17 protein-coding genes and 1 pseudogene are annotated in these 13,097 nt (G+C 67.0%); 11 read left to right on the forward strand and 7 right to left on the reverse strand.

The features are described from left to right. Positions 1-13: 13 nt before the first annotated feature. From ACOGI8_RS04730 to ACOGI8_RS04775, 10 genes and pseudogenes are all read left to right on the forward strand, one after another. A complete protein-coding gene (locus ACOGI8_RS04730) occupies positions 14-889 on the forward strand; it encodes an HpcH/HpaI aldolase/citrate lyase family protein (protein WP_419855738.1) in 876 nt (291 codons plus the stop codon). Between the two features lie 14 nt (positions 890-903). Further along, the gene (locus ACOGI8_RS04735; protein WP_419855739.1) at positions 904-1,317 is read left to right on the forward strand and encodes a hypothetical protein; all 414 of its coding nucleotides are present in this window, start codon (positions 904-906) and stop codon (positions 1,315-1,317) included. Positions 1,318-1,360: 43 nt separating this feature from the next. Continuing rightward, positions 1,361-2,611 (forward strand): Fe-S cluster assembly protein SufD, encoded by a 1,251-nt coding sequence (gene sufD / locus ACOGI8_RS04740; protein WP_419855740.1) that lies wholly within the window; start codon positions 1,361-1,363, stop codon positions 2,609-2,611. 28 nt (positions 2,612-2,639) lie between these two features. Next, entirely contained in the window at positions 2,640-2,972 is a 333-nt protein-coding gene (locus ACOGI8_RS04745) for a non-heme iron oxygenase ferredoxin subunit (protein ID WP_419855741.1), read from the forward strand. Next, positions 2,969-3,721: pseudogene (gene sufC, locus ACOGI8_RS04750) on the forward strand (Fe-S cluster assembly ATPase SufC); the annotation flags it as partial. The gene ACOGI8_RS04745 and the pseudogene sufC (ACOGI8_RS04750), both read left to right, overlap by 4 nt. Before the next feature lie 260 nt (positions 3,722-3,981). Beyond that, positions 3,982-4,278 (forward strand): 4a-hydroxytetrahydrobiopterin dehydratase, encoded by a 297-nt coding sequence (locus ACOGI8_RS04755; RefSeq protein WP_419855742.1) that lies wholly within the window; start codon positions 3,982-3,984, stop codon positions 4,276-4,278. Positions 4,279-4,288: 10 nt separating this feature from the next. Beyond that, a complete protein-coding gene (locus tag ACOGI8_RS04760; protein ID WP_419855743.1) occupies positions 4,289-4,843 on the forward strand; it encodes an NUDIX domain-containing protein in 555 nt (184 codons plus the stop codon). A gap of 42 nt (positions 4,844-4,885) precedes the next feature. Further along, positions 4,886-5,176: an AbrB/MazE/SpoVT family DNA-binding domain-containing protein gene (locus ACOGI8_RS04765; protein ID WP_419855744.1), complete on the forward strand. Its 291-nt coding sequence runs from the start codon at positions 4,886-4,888 to the stop codon at positions 5,174-5,176. Between the two features lie 9 nt (positions 5,177-5,185). Beyond that, complete coding sequence (locus tag ACOGI8_RS04770) at positions 5,186-5,425, forward strand: hypothetical protein (RefSeq protein ID WP_419855745.1); 240 nt, start codon at positions 5,186-5,188, stop codon at positions 5,423-5,425. A gap of 239 nt (positions 5,426-5,664) precedes the next feature. Next, positions 5,665-5,871: a hypothetical protein gene (locus ACOGI8_RS04775; RefSeq protein WP_419855746.1), complete on the forward strand. Its 207-nt coding sequence runs from the start codon at positions 5,665-5,667 to the stop codon at positions 5,869-5,871. A gap of 42 nt (positions 5,872-5,913) precedes the next feature. Here the strand turns inward: ACOGI8_RS04775 and ACOGI8_RS04780 are convergent, their stop codons facing one another. The 4 genes from ACOGI8_RS04780 to sufC (ACOGI8_RS04795) all read right to left on the reverse strand — a co-directional run bounded on the left by ACOGI8_RS04780 (position 5,914) and on the right by sufC (ACOGI8_RS04795) (position 9,827). Then, positions 5,914-7,095, reverse strand: a complete 1,182-nt coding sequence (locus ACOGI8_RS04780; RefSeq protein WP_419855747.1) for an acyl-CoA dehydrogenase family protein — start codon at positions 7,093-7,095, stop codon at positions 5,914-5,916. Between the two features lie 162 nt (positions 7,096-7,257). Continuing rightward, complete coding sequence (sufU, locus tag ACOGI8_RS04785) at positions 7,258-7,758, reverse strand: Fe-S cluster assembly sulfur transfer protein SufU (RefSeq protein ID WP_419855748.1); 501 nt, start codon at positions 7,756-7,758, stop codon at positions 7,258-7,260. 30 nt (positions 7,759-7,788) lie between these two features. Beyond that, positions 7,789-9,036 carry a SufS family cysteine desulfurase gene (locus ACOGI8_RS04790; protein ID WP_419855749.1) on the reverse strand — a complete coding sequence of 416 codons (1,248 nt, stop codon included), beginning with the start codon at positions 9,034-9,036 and terminating at the stop codon, positions 7,789-7,791. Then, entirely contained in the window at positions 9,033-9,827 is a 795-nt protein-coding gene (sufC, locus tag ACOGI8_RS04795; RefSeq protein ID WP_419855750.1) for a Fe-S cluster assembly ATPase SufC, read from the reverse strand. The genes ACOGI8_RS04790 and sufC (ACOGI8_RS04795) overlap by 4 nt, the downstream gene beginning before the upstream one ends. Positions 9,828-9,935: 108 nt before the next feature. Here sufC (ACOGI8_RS04795) and ACOGI8_RS04800 point away from each other — a divergent pair, with 108 nt between their 5' ends. Then, complete coding sequence (locus ACOGI8_RS04800; RefSeq protein WP_419855751.1) at positions 9,936-10,271, forward strand: hypothetical protein; 336 nt, start codon at positions 9,936-9,938, stop codon at positions 10,269-10,271. On the opposite strand, the gene ACOGI8_RS04805 is transcribed toward ACOGI8_RS04800, so the two are convergent. The 3 genes from ACOGI8_RS04805 to ACOGI8_RS04815 all read right to left on the reverse strand — a co-directional run bounded on the left by ACOGI8_RS04805 (position 10,264) and on the right by ACOGI8_RS04815 (position 13,086). Next, a complete protein-coding gene (locus tag ACOGI8_RS04805) occupies positions 10,264-10,683 on the reverse strand; it encodes a hypothetical protein (RefSeq protein WP_419855752.1) in 420 nt (139 codons plus the stop codon). The genes ACOGI8_RS04800 and ACOGI8_RS04805 overlap by 8 nt on opposite strands. Before the next feature lie 9 nt (positions 10,684-10,692). Continuing rightward, positions 10,693-11,523 carry a hypothetical protein gene (locus tag ACOGI8_RS04810; protein WP_419855753.1) on the reverse strand — a complete coding sequence of 277 codons (831 nt, stop codon included), beginning with the start codon at positions 11,521-11,523 and terminating at the stop codon, positions 10,693-10,695. A 189-nt stretch (positions 11,524-11,712) separates the two neighbouring features. Further along, entirely contained in the window at positions 11,713-13,086 is a 1,374-nt protein-coding gene (locus ACOGI8_RS04815; protein WP_419855754.1) for a M20/M25/M40 family metallo-hydrolase, read from the reverse strand. Positions 13,087-13,097: the final 11 nt, after the last annotated feature.

Here is a 13,097-nt window from a genome sequence, read left to right on the forward strand (position 1 = left end):
GTCTGGACTCCATATGAGCGCTGCCGCCGCCAGCCCCCGCCCGCGCCGATCGGTGCTCTACATGCCGGCGGCGAATGCCCGGGCGCTGGAGAAGGCCAAGACCATCGGCGCCGATGCGCTCATCTTCGATCTCGAGGACGCAGTGGCGCCCGATGCCAAGGAAGCCGCCCGCGAGGGCGCGTGCGCCGCCGCATCATCGGGCGAATACGGCTACCGCGAGCTGACCATCCGCTGCAACGGGCTCGACACCCCGTGGGGTCGTGACGACATCAGGGCCGCGGGTGCAGCAGCTCCCTCGGCCGTCGTCATCCCCAAGGTGTCGAGCGCCGCACATCTCGCTGCCGTGTCCGACCTGCTCGACACCGCGGGCGCGCCCGATTCGGTGCGCATCTGGGCGATGATCGAGACACCGGCGGGCATTGCCCATGCCCGCGAGATCGCCGGCTTCGAGCGGACCGAAGCGGTAGTCATGGGCACCAACGACATGGCCAAGGAACTGCACGCCACCATCACGCCCGACCGGGCTGCGCTGGTGCCGCACCTCGCAACCTGCTTGGTGGCCGCCCGGGAGGCCGGCGTCACCGCCCTCGACGGTGTCTACAACGACATCCGCGACGCCGACGGATTCGCGGCCGTGTGCCGCCAAGGAGCCGACCTGGGCTTCGACGGCAAGACGCTCATCCACCCCAGCCAGGTCGACCCCGCCAACGAAGCCTTCTCGCCGAGCCTTGACGAGCTCGACTTCCACCGCCAGGTCATCCAGGCATTCGAGGCGGCAGTGGCAGATGGCCGTGGAGTGGTGACCGTAGACGGCAAGATGGTCGAGAATCTTCATGTTGACGAGGCTCGGCGGGCCATAGCGCTGGCCGAGGCGATTTCGCAGCGCTGAAGGAGGCGACTGCCATGCCGATGCGGACCAACTGTCGCCACTACGAGAGCCGGTCCTACCCCAACGGCGACACCGTGCGGAAGTGCAACCTCGACTTGGCCCCCGAGGCCCCGTGGCGCTGCCCCGAAGACTGTCCGTCGTATTCGCCCCGACGGCTTGACGCCGGCTGGCAGCACGGCTCGCTGGGTGTGCGTAACTTCGCCACCGAGCCCGAAAGCATCGGCGTGGATGAGTCCATCGGCGACCTCCTCGACGCTGCCGAGGACATCCTGAACGAGGCCGGTCCGCGAATCCTCGAAGAGGTTGCCGCGGAACAGTCCCGGCGCAAGGGCATCCGCATCAGGTCCAAGAATCGCAAGGCTGCCCGCAAGGCAAAGCGTGTGAAGCGTCGTGCGGACCGCGACGATCGCAAGGACGGCGAGGTTTGATCAAGCCCTAGGCCCTGACGGGCGCGCCGGTAGCCTCCGCAGCGTGTTCAGCACCGACCTCGTCGACGCGCTCGACGGTTCCGACGCGTTGGCCAAGCGGCGCCGCGCGGCAGCGGATCGGGCAGTCGCGACGGGCCAGCCGTCGTTCACCGAAGAGGTGTGGCGCTACACCCCGATCGACGATCTCGACCCGGCGCGATTTGCCGTCGCGGCGCCGGGCGGCACAGCCGGACCGGTGGGCTTGATGAGCGGTGTCGACGACGGCGCCGCAGCGGTCGTCCACATCGCCAACGGTGCAGTCCTCGACGTGTCGGTGCGAGCCGACGGCGTCCGCGTCGACACGCTCGGCAGCGGAGCCGATGACCTGATCGGCACGGTCGCGCCCGAGGGCCCGGATGTCTTCGGCGACTGGAACCTCGCACTCGCCTCGGCTCCGGTGGTGGTCAGCATCGATCCGAAGGCGGTGCTGACCGATCCCATCGTGGTGCACGTCCACACCGACGTCGAGGGGCTGGCATGGTTCCCTCGACTCGTCGTGATGGCCGGCCGCACCAGCCAGGCCACCGTGATCGAGCACCACACCGGCGGGGACACGCCCGCACTCATCTGCCCGTTCACCGAGCTGAGCGTGGGCGATGGCGCACATCTGGGTCACGTCACGGTGCAGGAACTGGGCGAGGACGCCTGGCAGATCGCCAACCTCTGCGCAGACGCGGGCTGCGATGCCAACCTGAGGATCGGTCATGTGGCGATGGGCGGCGACTACGCACGGGCCCGCATCGGAATCGACATGACCGGCCGCGGCGGCCACAGCGAGATCGACGCCGTGTATTTCGGCCGTGGCACCTCCACGCTCGACTTCCGCACGTTCCAGACCCACGTCGCGCCGCACACCACATCTGACCTGCTGTTCAAGGGGGCGGTCGACGATTACGCCCGGGCCGTCTACACCGGGCTGATCCGCATCGAGGCCGACGCCTCGAACGTCCAGGCCGATCAGACCAACCGGAACCTGAAGCTGTCGCCGAACGCGTGGGCCGAGTCGGTGCCGAACCTCGAGATCGAGAACAGCGACGTGCAGTGCAGCCACGCCTCGTCGATCGGGCCGGTCGACGCCGACCAGCGCTTCTACCTCGAGAGCCGGGGCGTGCCGACTGACGTTGCCGAGGCGCTCGTGGTGCGCGGCTTCTTCGACGAGGTGCTCGATGCGCTGCCGTCTGAGCAGATCTCGGCATCGGTGCGCCAGCGCATCGACGAGCTGGTGTCGGACGCTGACTTCACGGCGGCGCTGTGATGAGCACGACCGCCATGGAGGCGGCACTGTGAGCAACGCCGACGACGCCCGCACTGTCGTGCTGTGCCAGCACGACGACGTGCCCGACGGCGAGGCCCGCCGCTTCGACGTCGAGGGTCACCGCATCGCGCTCGCACGCATCGGCGACGACTTCTACGCCATCGGCGACCAGTGCAGCCACCAGAACTACTCGCTGGCCGACGGCTGGGTGTGGCCCGACGAGTGCGCACTGGAATGCCCCCAGCACTCGTCGAGCTTCGACCTGCGAACGGGCAGGCCGAACTGCTTCCCCGCCACCCAGCCGGTCCCGGTGTATGAGATTCGCAGCGGCGACGACGGCGTGGCGGTGGTGCTGCCATGAGCGCTCCGACCGCCGAGGCCGCGCACACGCTGCGCATCGAAGGACTGCACGCATCGGCGGGCGACACCGAGATCCTCCAGGGCGTGGATCTCGAAGTGTCCTCCGGGCGAGTTCACGCAGTCATGGGGCCCAACGGCTCGGGCAAGAGCACACTCGCGCACGTTGTCATGGGCCGCCCGGGCTACGAGGTGACCGCCGGGTCGGTCACCCTCGACGGCGTCGACGTGCTGAGCCTGGCGCCCTGGGAGCGGGCGCAGGCCGGGCTGTTCCTGGCCATGCAGCATCCGACCGAGGTGCCGGGCGTCTCGGCCGCCCAAGCACTGGCCGAGGCGCTTGCGCTGCGGGCTGGCGATGACGGCCCGAGCGATGACCAGCTTGAGCGCACCCGCAGCCTGCTCGAAGCCGAGGCGGCCGCTGTCGGGCTGACGGCCGAGCTGGTGGCGCGGCCGCTGAATGTCGACATGTCGGGCGGCGAGAAGAAGCGCAACGAGACAGTCCAGCTCGCCGTGCTGCAGCCCCGCATCGCCATCCTCGACGAGATCGACAGCGGCCTCGACATCGACGCGTTGCGCGCCTGCGCCAACCGCATCGAAGCGCTCACCGAAGCCGGCTTAGGCGTGCTGGCCATCACGCACTTCACCCGGGTGCTGGAGTATCTCCGGCCCGACGAGGTCCACGTGATCGTGGACGGCCGCATCGTGGACTCTGGCGGTCCCGAGCTTGCCGAGGCACTCGAAGCCGACGGCTACACGCCCTACCTGCCCGAAGAGCCCGATGCCGGCGTGGCAGTGTCCATCGGAGGGCTCGGCAGCCCTCTCTCCGGTGGGGTCGGATCGACCCCTGCCGACGATCCTTTCGCCGATCCTTGGGCAGACCCGCTCGACGAGTTGGGCTGAGCGCGGCTGAGTATCGCTTGGCGTCTGCCCTCGACGACCGCGCATATTGATCTTTCGATGTACGCGCCGGTTGGTGTTGACTGGGCAAGGGGAAACCTGGGGAGGGCCATCCGATGGCACGAGAGCTGTTGACGCAGGACGAACTGAGCGAACTCGCCGCCGAACTCGGAGCCTGGGAGGTGTCGGGCAGCGAGCTGCAACGCACCTTCCGCTTCGGAAACTTCGTGGAGGCGTTCGGCTTCATGGCCGCCGCCGCCTTGGTGGCCGAGAAGATGGACCACCACCCCAACTGGTCGAACGTATACAGCACCGTGGACGTCGCGCTGAACACGCATGACCGCGGCGGCGTGACCGAGCTGGATGCCGCCCTGGCTCGTGCAATGGACGGCCTAGCGGGCGCCGCGGGCTGACCGCCTCCCGATGCGACTGCCACGCCTGAAGCGGCGCGCCAAGCCGGAGCGCCCCGAGCGTGCTGCGCCCGCGCCCGTCGTGGAGGGCACGGTCGAGTCGAAACCGGGCGTGCGCCGGATGCTGCACCAGCTCTTCGAGTTCTGGGTGCGGCTGCGACCTGCGAGAGTCACGCTCGGCGTGCGCGGTCTGGTCGTGGACCACAAGGGCCGCGTCTGCTTGGTGCGGCACACCTACCGGGACGGCTGGTTCCTGCCCGGCGGCGGCGTCAAGACCCGCGAGGCACTGGTGGAGGCGGTGGCGCGGGAGCTGCGCGAGGAAACCGGTGTCGTGGTCGCCGAAACGCCCCAGAACGTGCTCGGCGTGTACTCCTCACGCCACGGCAACCGCAGCGACCACATCGTCGTATTCGTGGTGACCGACTGGCGTGTCGAGGAGTCAGTCTCGCCCGAGATCGCCGAGGTGGCCTTCTTCCCCCCAGGCGAACTGCCACCCGGCACCACACCAGGCACCTCACGCCGCATCTCCGAATGGATGACCGGAGTCCCCCCCGGCCACCGCTGGTAATTGGCTGGAGAGTTGCCTGCCGCAGCAGTCATACTCACTGGCATGACTCGCAAGGTGGGGCCGAAGGGCCAGGTGGTAATCCCGAAAGAGATGCGCGACCAACTCGGCATCAATCCCGGCGATCGCGTGAGCTTCTGGTGCGATGGCGATTCGGTCAGCATCCGGCGCGCCGGTGACGCCCGCTCCTTGATCGGCTGCTTGGCGGGCGAGCCCAGCCTGACCGATGCCTCGATGGCAGAACGGCGATTTGATCGTGAGCTCGAGGAAACCCGATTTGCCAGACACGAGGCGTCGCTGCAAAAACTTGGTAATGCAGTGCTCTTCACCAAGTAAAATACCGCCATGAGCGCCGTGCAGCAGTACAAGGTGTCGTCGTCGGGGCAGATGTCGCTGCCCGCTGGGGTGCGTCACCGCTGGCAACTGGACGATGGCGGTCAGGTCGACGTCTTGGATCTGGGGTTCTGTGTGCTGACAGTGCCTGCAGGTCAGGCCCGGCGGCTCCTCGGTGATCTGCTGAGTCACGAGCAGCACGCGGAGTTCGTCCGTTCCCTTGACGACGATCCTGATCTCGCCACCACATGAGCCGAGTCATTCTGGACGATCATCTCCTACGCGACCTGCTCGCAGACGAGGCAGATTCGGCGCTCAGCTGGACGCTCGCCGACAACTCGCCGGCTACCACCAATCTCTATCTGGTGCGACTGTGTCGTTCGGTTGTCCGATCAAGCGGTGGGGCGCTCACGGGTGCATGGCCGCGGGCTGCCCAACGCGCTCTCGGCGATCGCCTTGTCATCCTTGATGAGGATGTCCAGATTGTGCCGATGCGATCGATCGCCTTTCGCATGGCCGAATTGGCTGCGACATTCGGGCTCTCCAGCCTCGGCGCGGAAGCTGTGGCGGCGGCAGAATTCCTCGCCGCGCCGCTTTGCGTGTGGTCCGGCGATCACGGGCCGCGTATCGGCGCTGCGATGGCCGGCATCGGCGCGGACTATCGATTGCTCGACAAGCCGGCGCCGGAACGCGGATAGTCCAAGCTGACAGGTGCTCGGATCGGCCAATTGCGCCTTCGGCTAGAGGCGGGGGGTGCGCGGGGGGTGGCCCATGAGGATGCGGCCGTAGGCCTCTAGGGCCGGGTCGAGCGCGGTGATGGCGTGCATGTTGATGGCCTGCAGGTCGGCTTGGAGGCGGCCGATCCGGTTGGAGTCGCGCACGCCACGGCCTCCGGTGGCGAGGTAGAGCGTCCGGACGGCTTCGAGGCAGCGGCGGACGGCGTATGCGCAGTCGAGCCGGACCCTCGCCCGCAGCGGCAGCTCCAGGGCCTCATCTTTGAGCGCAGCGTCGATGAGCAGCTCTGCAATGCGGCGCATCAGCAGCTCGCCCTGGTCGACGAGCGCGTGGGCTTCGGCGAACTGGCGATGTGTGAGCGGCCAGTCGGTCTGCAGCACGTCGACGTGGCTGATGACCTTGCCATCGACCTCCTCGGCGAATGCGGACAGTGACGCGCGGGCTGCGCCCAGCGCAGGCGGCACCAGCGCATAGGCCAAGGTCGGCATAAGCGAGCTGCGCTGGATCCAGCCGACGTTGCGGGCCATGCCAGGCGTCTGGCCTGACGCCAGCACGTCACCGCGGATGAACCGGTGCTCGGGTACAAATGCGTCCTTCACCACGAGGCTGCTGCTGCCGGTGGCCCGCAGCCCGTTGGCGTGCCAGTCGTCGAGCGCTGAGACATCCTCGGCCGGCAGCACGAACATGCCCGAGACCTGCCCGTCGCCGTCGGGGGATGGGAAGTGGCCTCCCAGGATGACCCAGCCGGCGTGATCGATGCCCGAGCCGAACGGCCAGAAGCCGCTCAGCATCCAGCCGCCGTCGACGGGGGTGGCGTCGCCCCGGTCGACCAGCACACCGGCCACGTAGATGTCGGGCCCGTTGCCGTAGATCTCTTCCTGGCACTCATCGGGCCAGTGGCCCACCAGCCAGGCGTGCGCGTTGCCGACGCATGAGTGCCACGCGGTTGAAGGGCAGCCTTCGGCCAGCGCCGCGTTCACTTCGAGGTAGGTGATCCAGTCGAGCTCTTGGCCGCCGTTGGCGCTCGGCTGGCCGATCGTCAGCAGCTCGGCGCCGCGCAACTCTTCGATGACATCGGGTTCGACACGGCGAGCCCACGGGTCGGCCGCCGCGCGCGCAGCCAGTTTCGGGGCGAGCTGGCGCGCCCGCTCGACGAGTTCGGCACGTCGGCCAGCCTCCTCAGCCACGGCAGACCACTGCAACAGAGGTTGTTCGGCTGCCTGATCGAGCCATAGGCCATGCCTTCCCTCGCGACCGGATTCGATATTCGTATCGGCCTAGCAAGTGTTGCCGATCAGATCGAGCCGATGCAGCGCAGCAGTCAGCGGATCAGCCGCAGCTTCCCGATGTCAACTTGCTTCGACCGTCTCGTCGAGGCCGGTGGCGAGCGCGTTCCAGCCGAGGGTGGCGCACTTGATGCGCACGGGGAACTTCACCACGCCCCGCAAGGCCTCCAGATCGCCTAGCCGCAGAGCGCCGTCGGTCGAGCCGTCTGACTCACCGGCTCCGTCGAGCGCTTCGCTGCCGTCGCCGCCGATCGATTCCTCGTGGATCGACATCATGGCCTTGAAGGACCGCGTCAGATCGCGGATCTCATCGATGGTCTTGCCGATCACCGCAGCGGACATCATCGACGCGGACGCTTGGCTGATCGAGCAGCCGTACCCGCCGACACGCAGGTCGGTCACCACGTCGCCGTCCATCTCGAAGGTCAGCACCACCTCGTCCCCGCACAGCGGGTTGAAGCCCTCGCTGCGGCGTGCCGGCGGGCATTCCAGCTCGCCGCGATTGCGCGGGTTCCGGTAATGGTCGAGGATGATCTCCCGGTACAGATCTTCGAGCCCAGCCATTGGATCCTGTCTCGCCCCGGTCCGTTGCCTCTAGTGGCCGAACAGCGCGCCGACTTCGTCGAGCGCCTCTGCCAGCGAATCTACGTCGGAAGTGTCGTTGTACACGTACAGCGAGGCCCGCGTCGTGGCGGAGACGCCGAGGCATCGCATGAGCGGTTTGGCGCAGTGGTGGCCGGCTCGCACGCACACGCCGCTCTGGTCGAGCACTTGGGAGATGTCGTGGGGGTGCACGTCGCGGTACACGAACGACAGCACGCCGCCGCGCTGCGCCGGCTCCGAAGGCCCGTGCACGGTGATGTCGTCGCCGTGGCGGTCGGTCAGCGTCCGAAGCGCGTACCCCGTGAGGCTCACCTCGTGGGCTCGTACCGCATCCATGCCCAGCCCCTCCAGGTATCTCACCGCTGCACCGAGGCCCACGATCTCGGCAATGGGCGGGGTGCCCGCCTCGAATTTGTGCGGCACCGTGTTGGGCCGGAAGCCTTCCTTGGTGACGTCGAGGATCATCTCGCCGCCGCCGAGGAACGGGGGCATGGCGTCGAGCAGCTCCATGCGAGCCCACAGCACGCCCACACCGGTCGGGCCGCACATCTTGTGCCCGGTGAACACCATGAAGTCGGCGCCCAGTTCCCCCACATCGGTGGGCAGGTGCGGCACGTACTGGCTGGCGTCCACGCTGAGCAGCGCACCGGCGTCGTGAGCGGCGGCGGCAAGGCGAGGGATCGGGTTGAGCGTGCCGAGCACGTTGCTCATGGCGGTGACCGACAGCAGCTTCGCCCCATCAAGCAGGCGGTCGAGGTCGGTGAGGTCCAAGCAGCCATCGTGAGTGATAGGGATCCAGCGGATCTCAAAGCCCCGCTCGGCGGCCAGGATGTGCCATGGCACGATGTTGGCGTGGTGCTCCATCTCGGTGAGCACGATCGCGTCGGCCGGACCGAGGTTCGAACCGCCCCACGAGCGGGCCACCAGGTTCATGGCCTCGGTGGCGTTCTTGGTGAACACGATCTCGTCCGCGCTGGCGGCCGAGATGAATCGGGCGACGTCTGCCCGAGCCTGCTCCATCTGCTCGGTCGCGGCGGCGGCGATCTCGTACGCACCGCGATGAACGTTGGCGTTGACCGTGCGGTAGTAGTCGTCCATGGCGTCGAGCACCGCCACCGGCTTCTGCGACGACGCCGCGGAGTCCAAATAGACGATCGGACGGCCGTGGACGCTGCGCTCAAGCAGCGGGAACTGCGCCTTGACTGCCCCGTCGATGTCGGGGCCGGCCCCGGCGCTCACGCCGCAGCCTTCTGCTCGAAGGGCTCGTAGCCGTCGCGTTCCAGCTCGGCGGCGAGCTCGGGGCCGCCCGAGGCCACGATCTGCCCGTCTACCAGCACGTGGACGTAGTCGGGCTCGATCTCGCCCAGCAGGCGCTCGTAGTGGGTGATGAGCACGACACCCATGTGCGGCCGCTCGGCACGGACCTGCTGCAGACCGGTGGCCACCACCCGCAGCGCGTCGATGTCGAGGCCCGAATCGGTCTCGTCGAGGACGGCCACGTCGGGTTCGAGCAGGGCGAGCTGCAGGATCTCGTTGCGCTTGCGCTCGCCGCCGCTGAAGCCCTCGTTGAGGTACCGGTCCATGAACGACTCATCCATGCCCAGCCGCGACATCCACTCGCCCATGGCGACGTAGATCTCGATGGCCGACACGTCTTCGCCGCGCCGTGCCGAGACCGCTTGGCGCAGGAAGTTGCGCACCGATACGCCCGGGATGTGCTGCGGGTACTGGAACGCCAGGAACAGTCCGGCTTTCGAGCGGGCGTCGGGATCCCACTCGGCCACGTCGTCGCCGCGGTAGCGGATCTCCCCGCCGGTCACCTCGTACTCCGGCGAGCCCAGGATCGTGGTGGCCAGTGTCGACTTGCCCGACCCGTTGGGGCCCATGATGGCGTGGCACTCGCCCGCGTTGACCACCAGATCCACGCCGCGCAGGATCTGCGGGCCGTCGACGGCCCGCACCCCCAAGTCGTCGATCTCGAAGAGCGGTGTACCGGATGCGGCGTCCGGCCCTGTGTTGGCCACTGCCATCAACCGCAGTGTATGGCTGGCCCCAAATGCCCCAACCGACGTTGCCGCGTGCTTCGGCCAAACTCCCCCTAGACACAACCGACCGTGGGGAGGGCTACCATCGTGTGCATGTCGGAGGTACGAACGGGAGCGGAGCGATACTTCGCCTCGCGGCATAAGAATGCCGAGTACCACGCCGCGTATCTGCAGGCCAAGGCCGAGATCGATTCCGTCGATGCAGTTGTCCGCGAGGTGCAAAAGCGACAGCAGGCGCTGGGACTCGATCTCGATGATCTCGCTGCCCGCGCCAGTGTCCCTCGTCGAGAACTTCGTCGGCTCATGTCGCCGCAGCGGCGGGCGGCGCGTTTCAAGACAGTGACGGCTGTAGCTGCGGCATTGGGCCTTACCGTTCGCCTTGAGCTGCTCGACAGCGCAACGGAGCCGCTCGCGGCCGCGGCTAACTGAGAGTTCGGCGAGTCTCTAGGAATTCCTGACGGTAGCTGGCCAGTCGTCGATACTCCCGCGCGGCCGCTGAGGTGCGAAGACGCTTCGAGAATCCGCCTAGGCACACGATGGACGGGTCTTCTTGGTCGTCTCCCGGACGGTCCAGCAGGCAGATGAGGCGATGATTCAGATTGCCATCACGGACCCGCACTTCGTAGCAACCCGACATCTCGTCATGCATCGCCTGCCACTTGCCACCTCCGCTGAAACTTGGCGGTGGCGCCTCGGCGACAGCTACCAAGACAGCTTCGATTTTGGCAGCTGCGCGCTCTGTCAGTTCATCGAGGAAGTCGCGCGCGGGCACACCACCTGGCAGGCCAGCGCAACTCTCGCGCTGGAAGAAGCGGATGGACCAGGCCTTCGGTGTCGGCACGAGAGTGACTTAGCCCTCGTTTCCGGTTTCTGGTGGCTGCGGTTCCTCGGGGAAGCAATCGGCCAGATGCTGCACGAAGGTCTCGATCGCCGAGACTGCATCGCCGACTGGCCCGAACGCCGAACTGGGCAGAGCATCAGTGAGTCTGACCGAGAACTGCACCTCACCGTTGTTCAGTGGCCAGGCCTGCTTGAGCACGACGACCAAGTCCGGCGATTGTCCAGTCTGCTCCAGCTCGTCGGGCTTTGCAGGCGCGCTTTCATCGGCGGAAGTCTCGGCCGAGCGCGAACCGCCAGCATGCTCACGTTCCCACATGATGAGGCCAAGATCGTTACGTTCCGCGAGTTGGGCCGCGACCGCACCCGCAGCGAATGACTCGGCGAAACGCTCAGCCACATGGTGCCCGACACCGAGTCGGTGAATAGAGAAGTTGCCCAGGCGATCTAGTGGGATCGCCTCGCCCTTTTCCAGTTCGCCGTACATCTGCGCGAATGTGTCGCAATTCAAGAACGCCACCGCAAGGGCGCCGTCGGCATCAGCGGTGGAGGTGGGATGTGTGATTCGTAGCGCGAGATCCGTGAGTTCCAGATCCTCTCCACGACCAGCAACTAGCGCGTACTCACGCAGGTCAGCGAGACGCTGGCGAAATGTACCGCTCTTGGCCGATGAGTGCCCTAACGCAGACGCCAAGGACCCTTGGTTGTGCTGACGTCCCATCTTGGCGATTTCCTGAATGGCACTCACCGCTTCGCTCAGCGCCATGCGTGGAAATGATGCACCGCGTTTTGTTCGCTTGAGGTGGTCTGCGGTGCTCTCTGTCTCTTTTTCGTCGGCACTCATCGTCAACCCTTTCTGGTCTCGTATCTGAGGCAATGGTGCGGGATTCCGCTCATGCAGGCAGTATATGTGCACTAAACGTCCGAAACAAGGACATTAGACGCACATATCGCACGTTCAAGAGTATGTCCGTCGCGGTGGGCTGGTTGCGCTAGTCGACCATTCGCAGCCACTAGCGAGGGGCAGAGCGGCTCAGCCCCAGAGGCTGTCGACCACGTCGAGCCAGAGCTGGGTGGTGAGGGCGAGTGATTCGATGTCGATGCGCTCGTCGTTCCCGTGGAACCGGGCGCCGAAGTCGGCCCCGTCGAGCTCGGGGCTGAACAGACCGGCGCCGTATGCGACCGCTCCCATGTCTCGATACACCCGGGAGTCGGTGAACCCGATGATGAGCTGCGGCGTCAGCCGGGCAGTCGGGAAGCGCCGCCCCACTGCCACCTCCAGCGCGTCCCACAGCGGCGTCTCGACCCGGCTCAGCGACGCAGGGTCGTTCATGATGATCTCCACCTCGACCTGGTCGGCCAGGTCACCGAGCGCCTCGTCGAGATGCGCCTGCACCTCGGCGGTGCCCTCGCCGGGCAGCGTGCGCACGTCCACCTCGATGTCGACGTGATCGGGGATGACGTTCGTCTTCATGCCCGATGGCGCATCGAGGACGTTCGGCGAGAACGACGTATGAGTGCACGAGTACAGGTGCGCTGCCGCCGATGCGCTCGGATGGGCGTCGAGCCAGTCCTCGATGAGGTGCTCGTCGAGCATGATGGCCTTGGTTTCGTCATCGACGCCGAGCGTGTCGACCTGCTCGCGCCACAGCTCGTGGAACCGTGGCGGGGGCCGGTACTGCGAGATCCGGTGCACCACCGCGGCGGCCTTCACCAATGCGTTGTCCTGCCGGAACGGGCGGGAGCCGTGGCCAGGCACGCCGCGCACTCGCAGTCGCCGCCAGGCCACGCCCTTCTCGCCGATGTTCATGCCGATGAACGGGGCATCGGGCGACCCCGAGTGCAGGCCGCCGTTCTCGGTCAGCACGTAGTCGGCGCCGATGACATCCCAGTGGTTCTCGGCCATCCAGCGAGCGCCGTAGTTCGAACCGGCTTCCTCGTCGGCGCAGGCGAAATAGATGAGATCGCCCTTGGGCCGGTAGCCGGTCAGGGCCAGATGCCGCATCGCCACCGCCATCGATGACGTGAGGTTGAGCATGTCGACGGCGCCGCGGCCCCAGACTTCGCCGTCGATGAGCTCCCCGCCGAAGGGGTCGCGGCTCCAGCCGTCACGATTCACCGGCACCACGTCGGTGTGGCCCATCAGGCACAGGGTGGGAGCGTTCGGGTCGCTGCCTTCGATGCGGGTCACCAGCGATCGCCGGCCAGGCGCCGCGTCGAACACCTCGAGATCCAGTCCGGCGCCTTCGAGGTAGGCCTGAATGGTGTCGGAGTTGCGGACTTCGCCGCCGGATTCGGCTGTGCCGTAGTTGACGCACTCGTTGCGGATCAGGGTCTGCAGCAGCTCGACGGTCTGGTTGGTGCGACGGTTCTCGTCGCTGGTCCCAGCAGTGAATGACTGGCTCATGGGGAGCAACT

Origin of the sequence: Candidatus Poriferisodalis sp. (assembly GCF_965204195.1) — a bacterium.
GTDB lineage: Bacteria > Actinomycetota > Acidimicrobiia > Acidimicrobiales > Poriferisodalaceae > Poriferisodalis.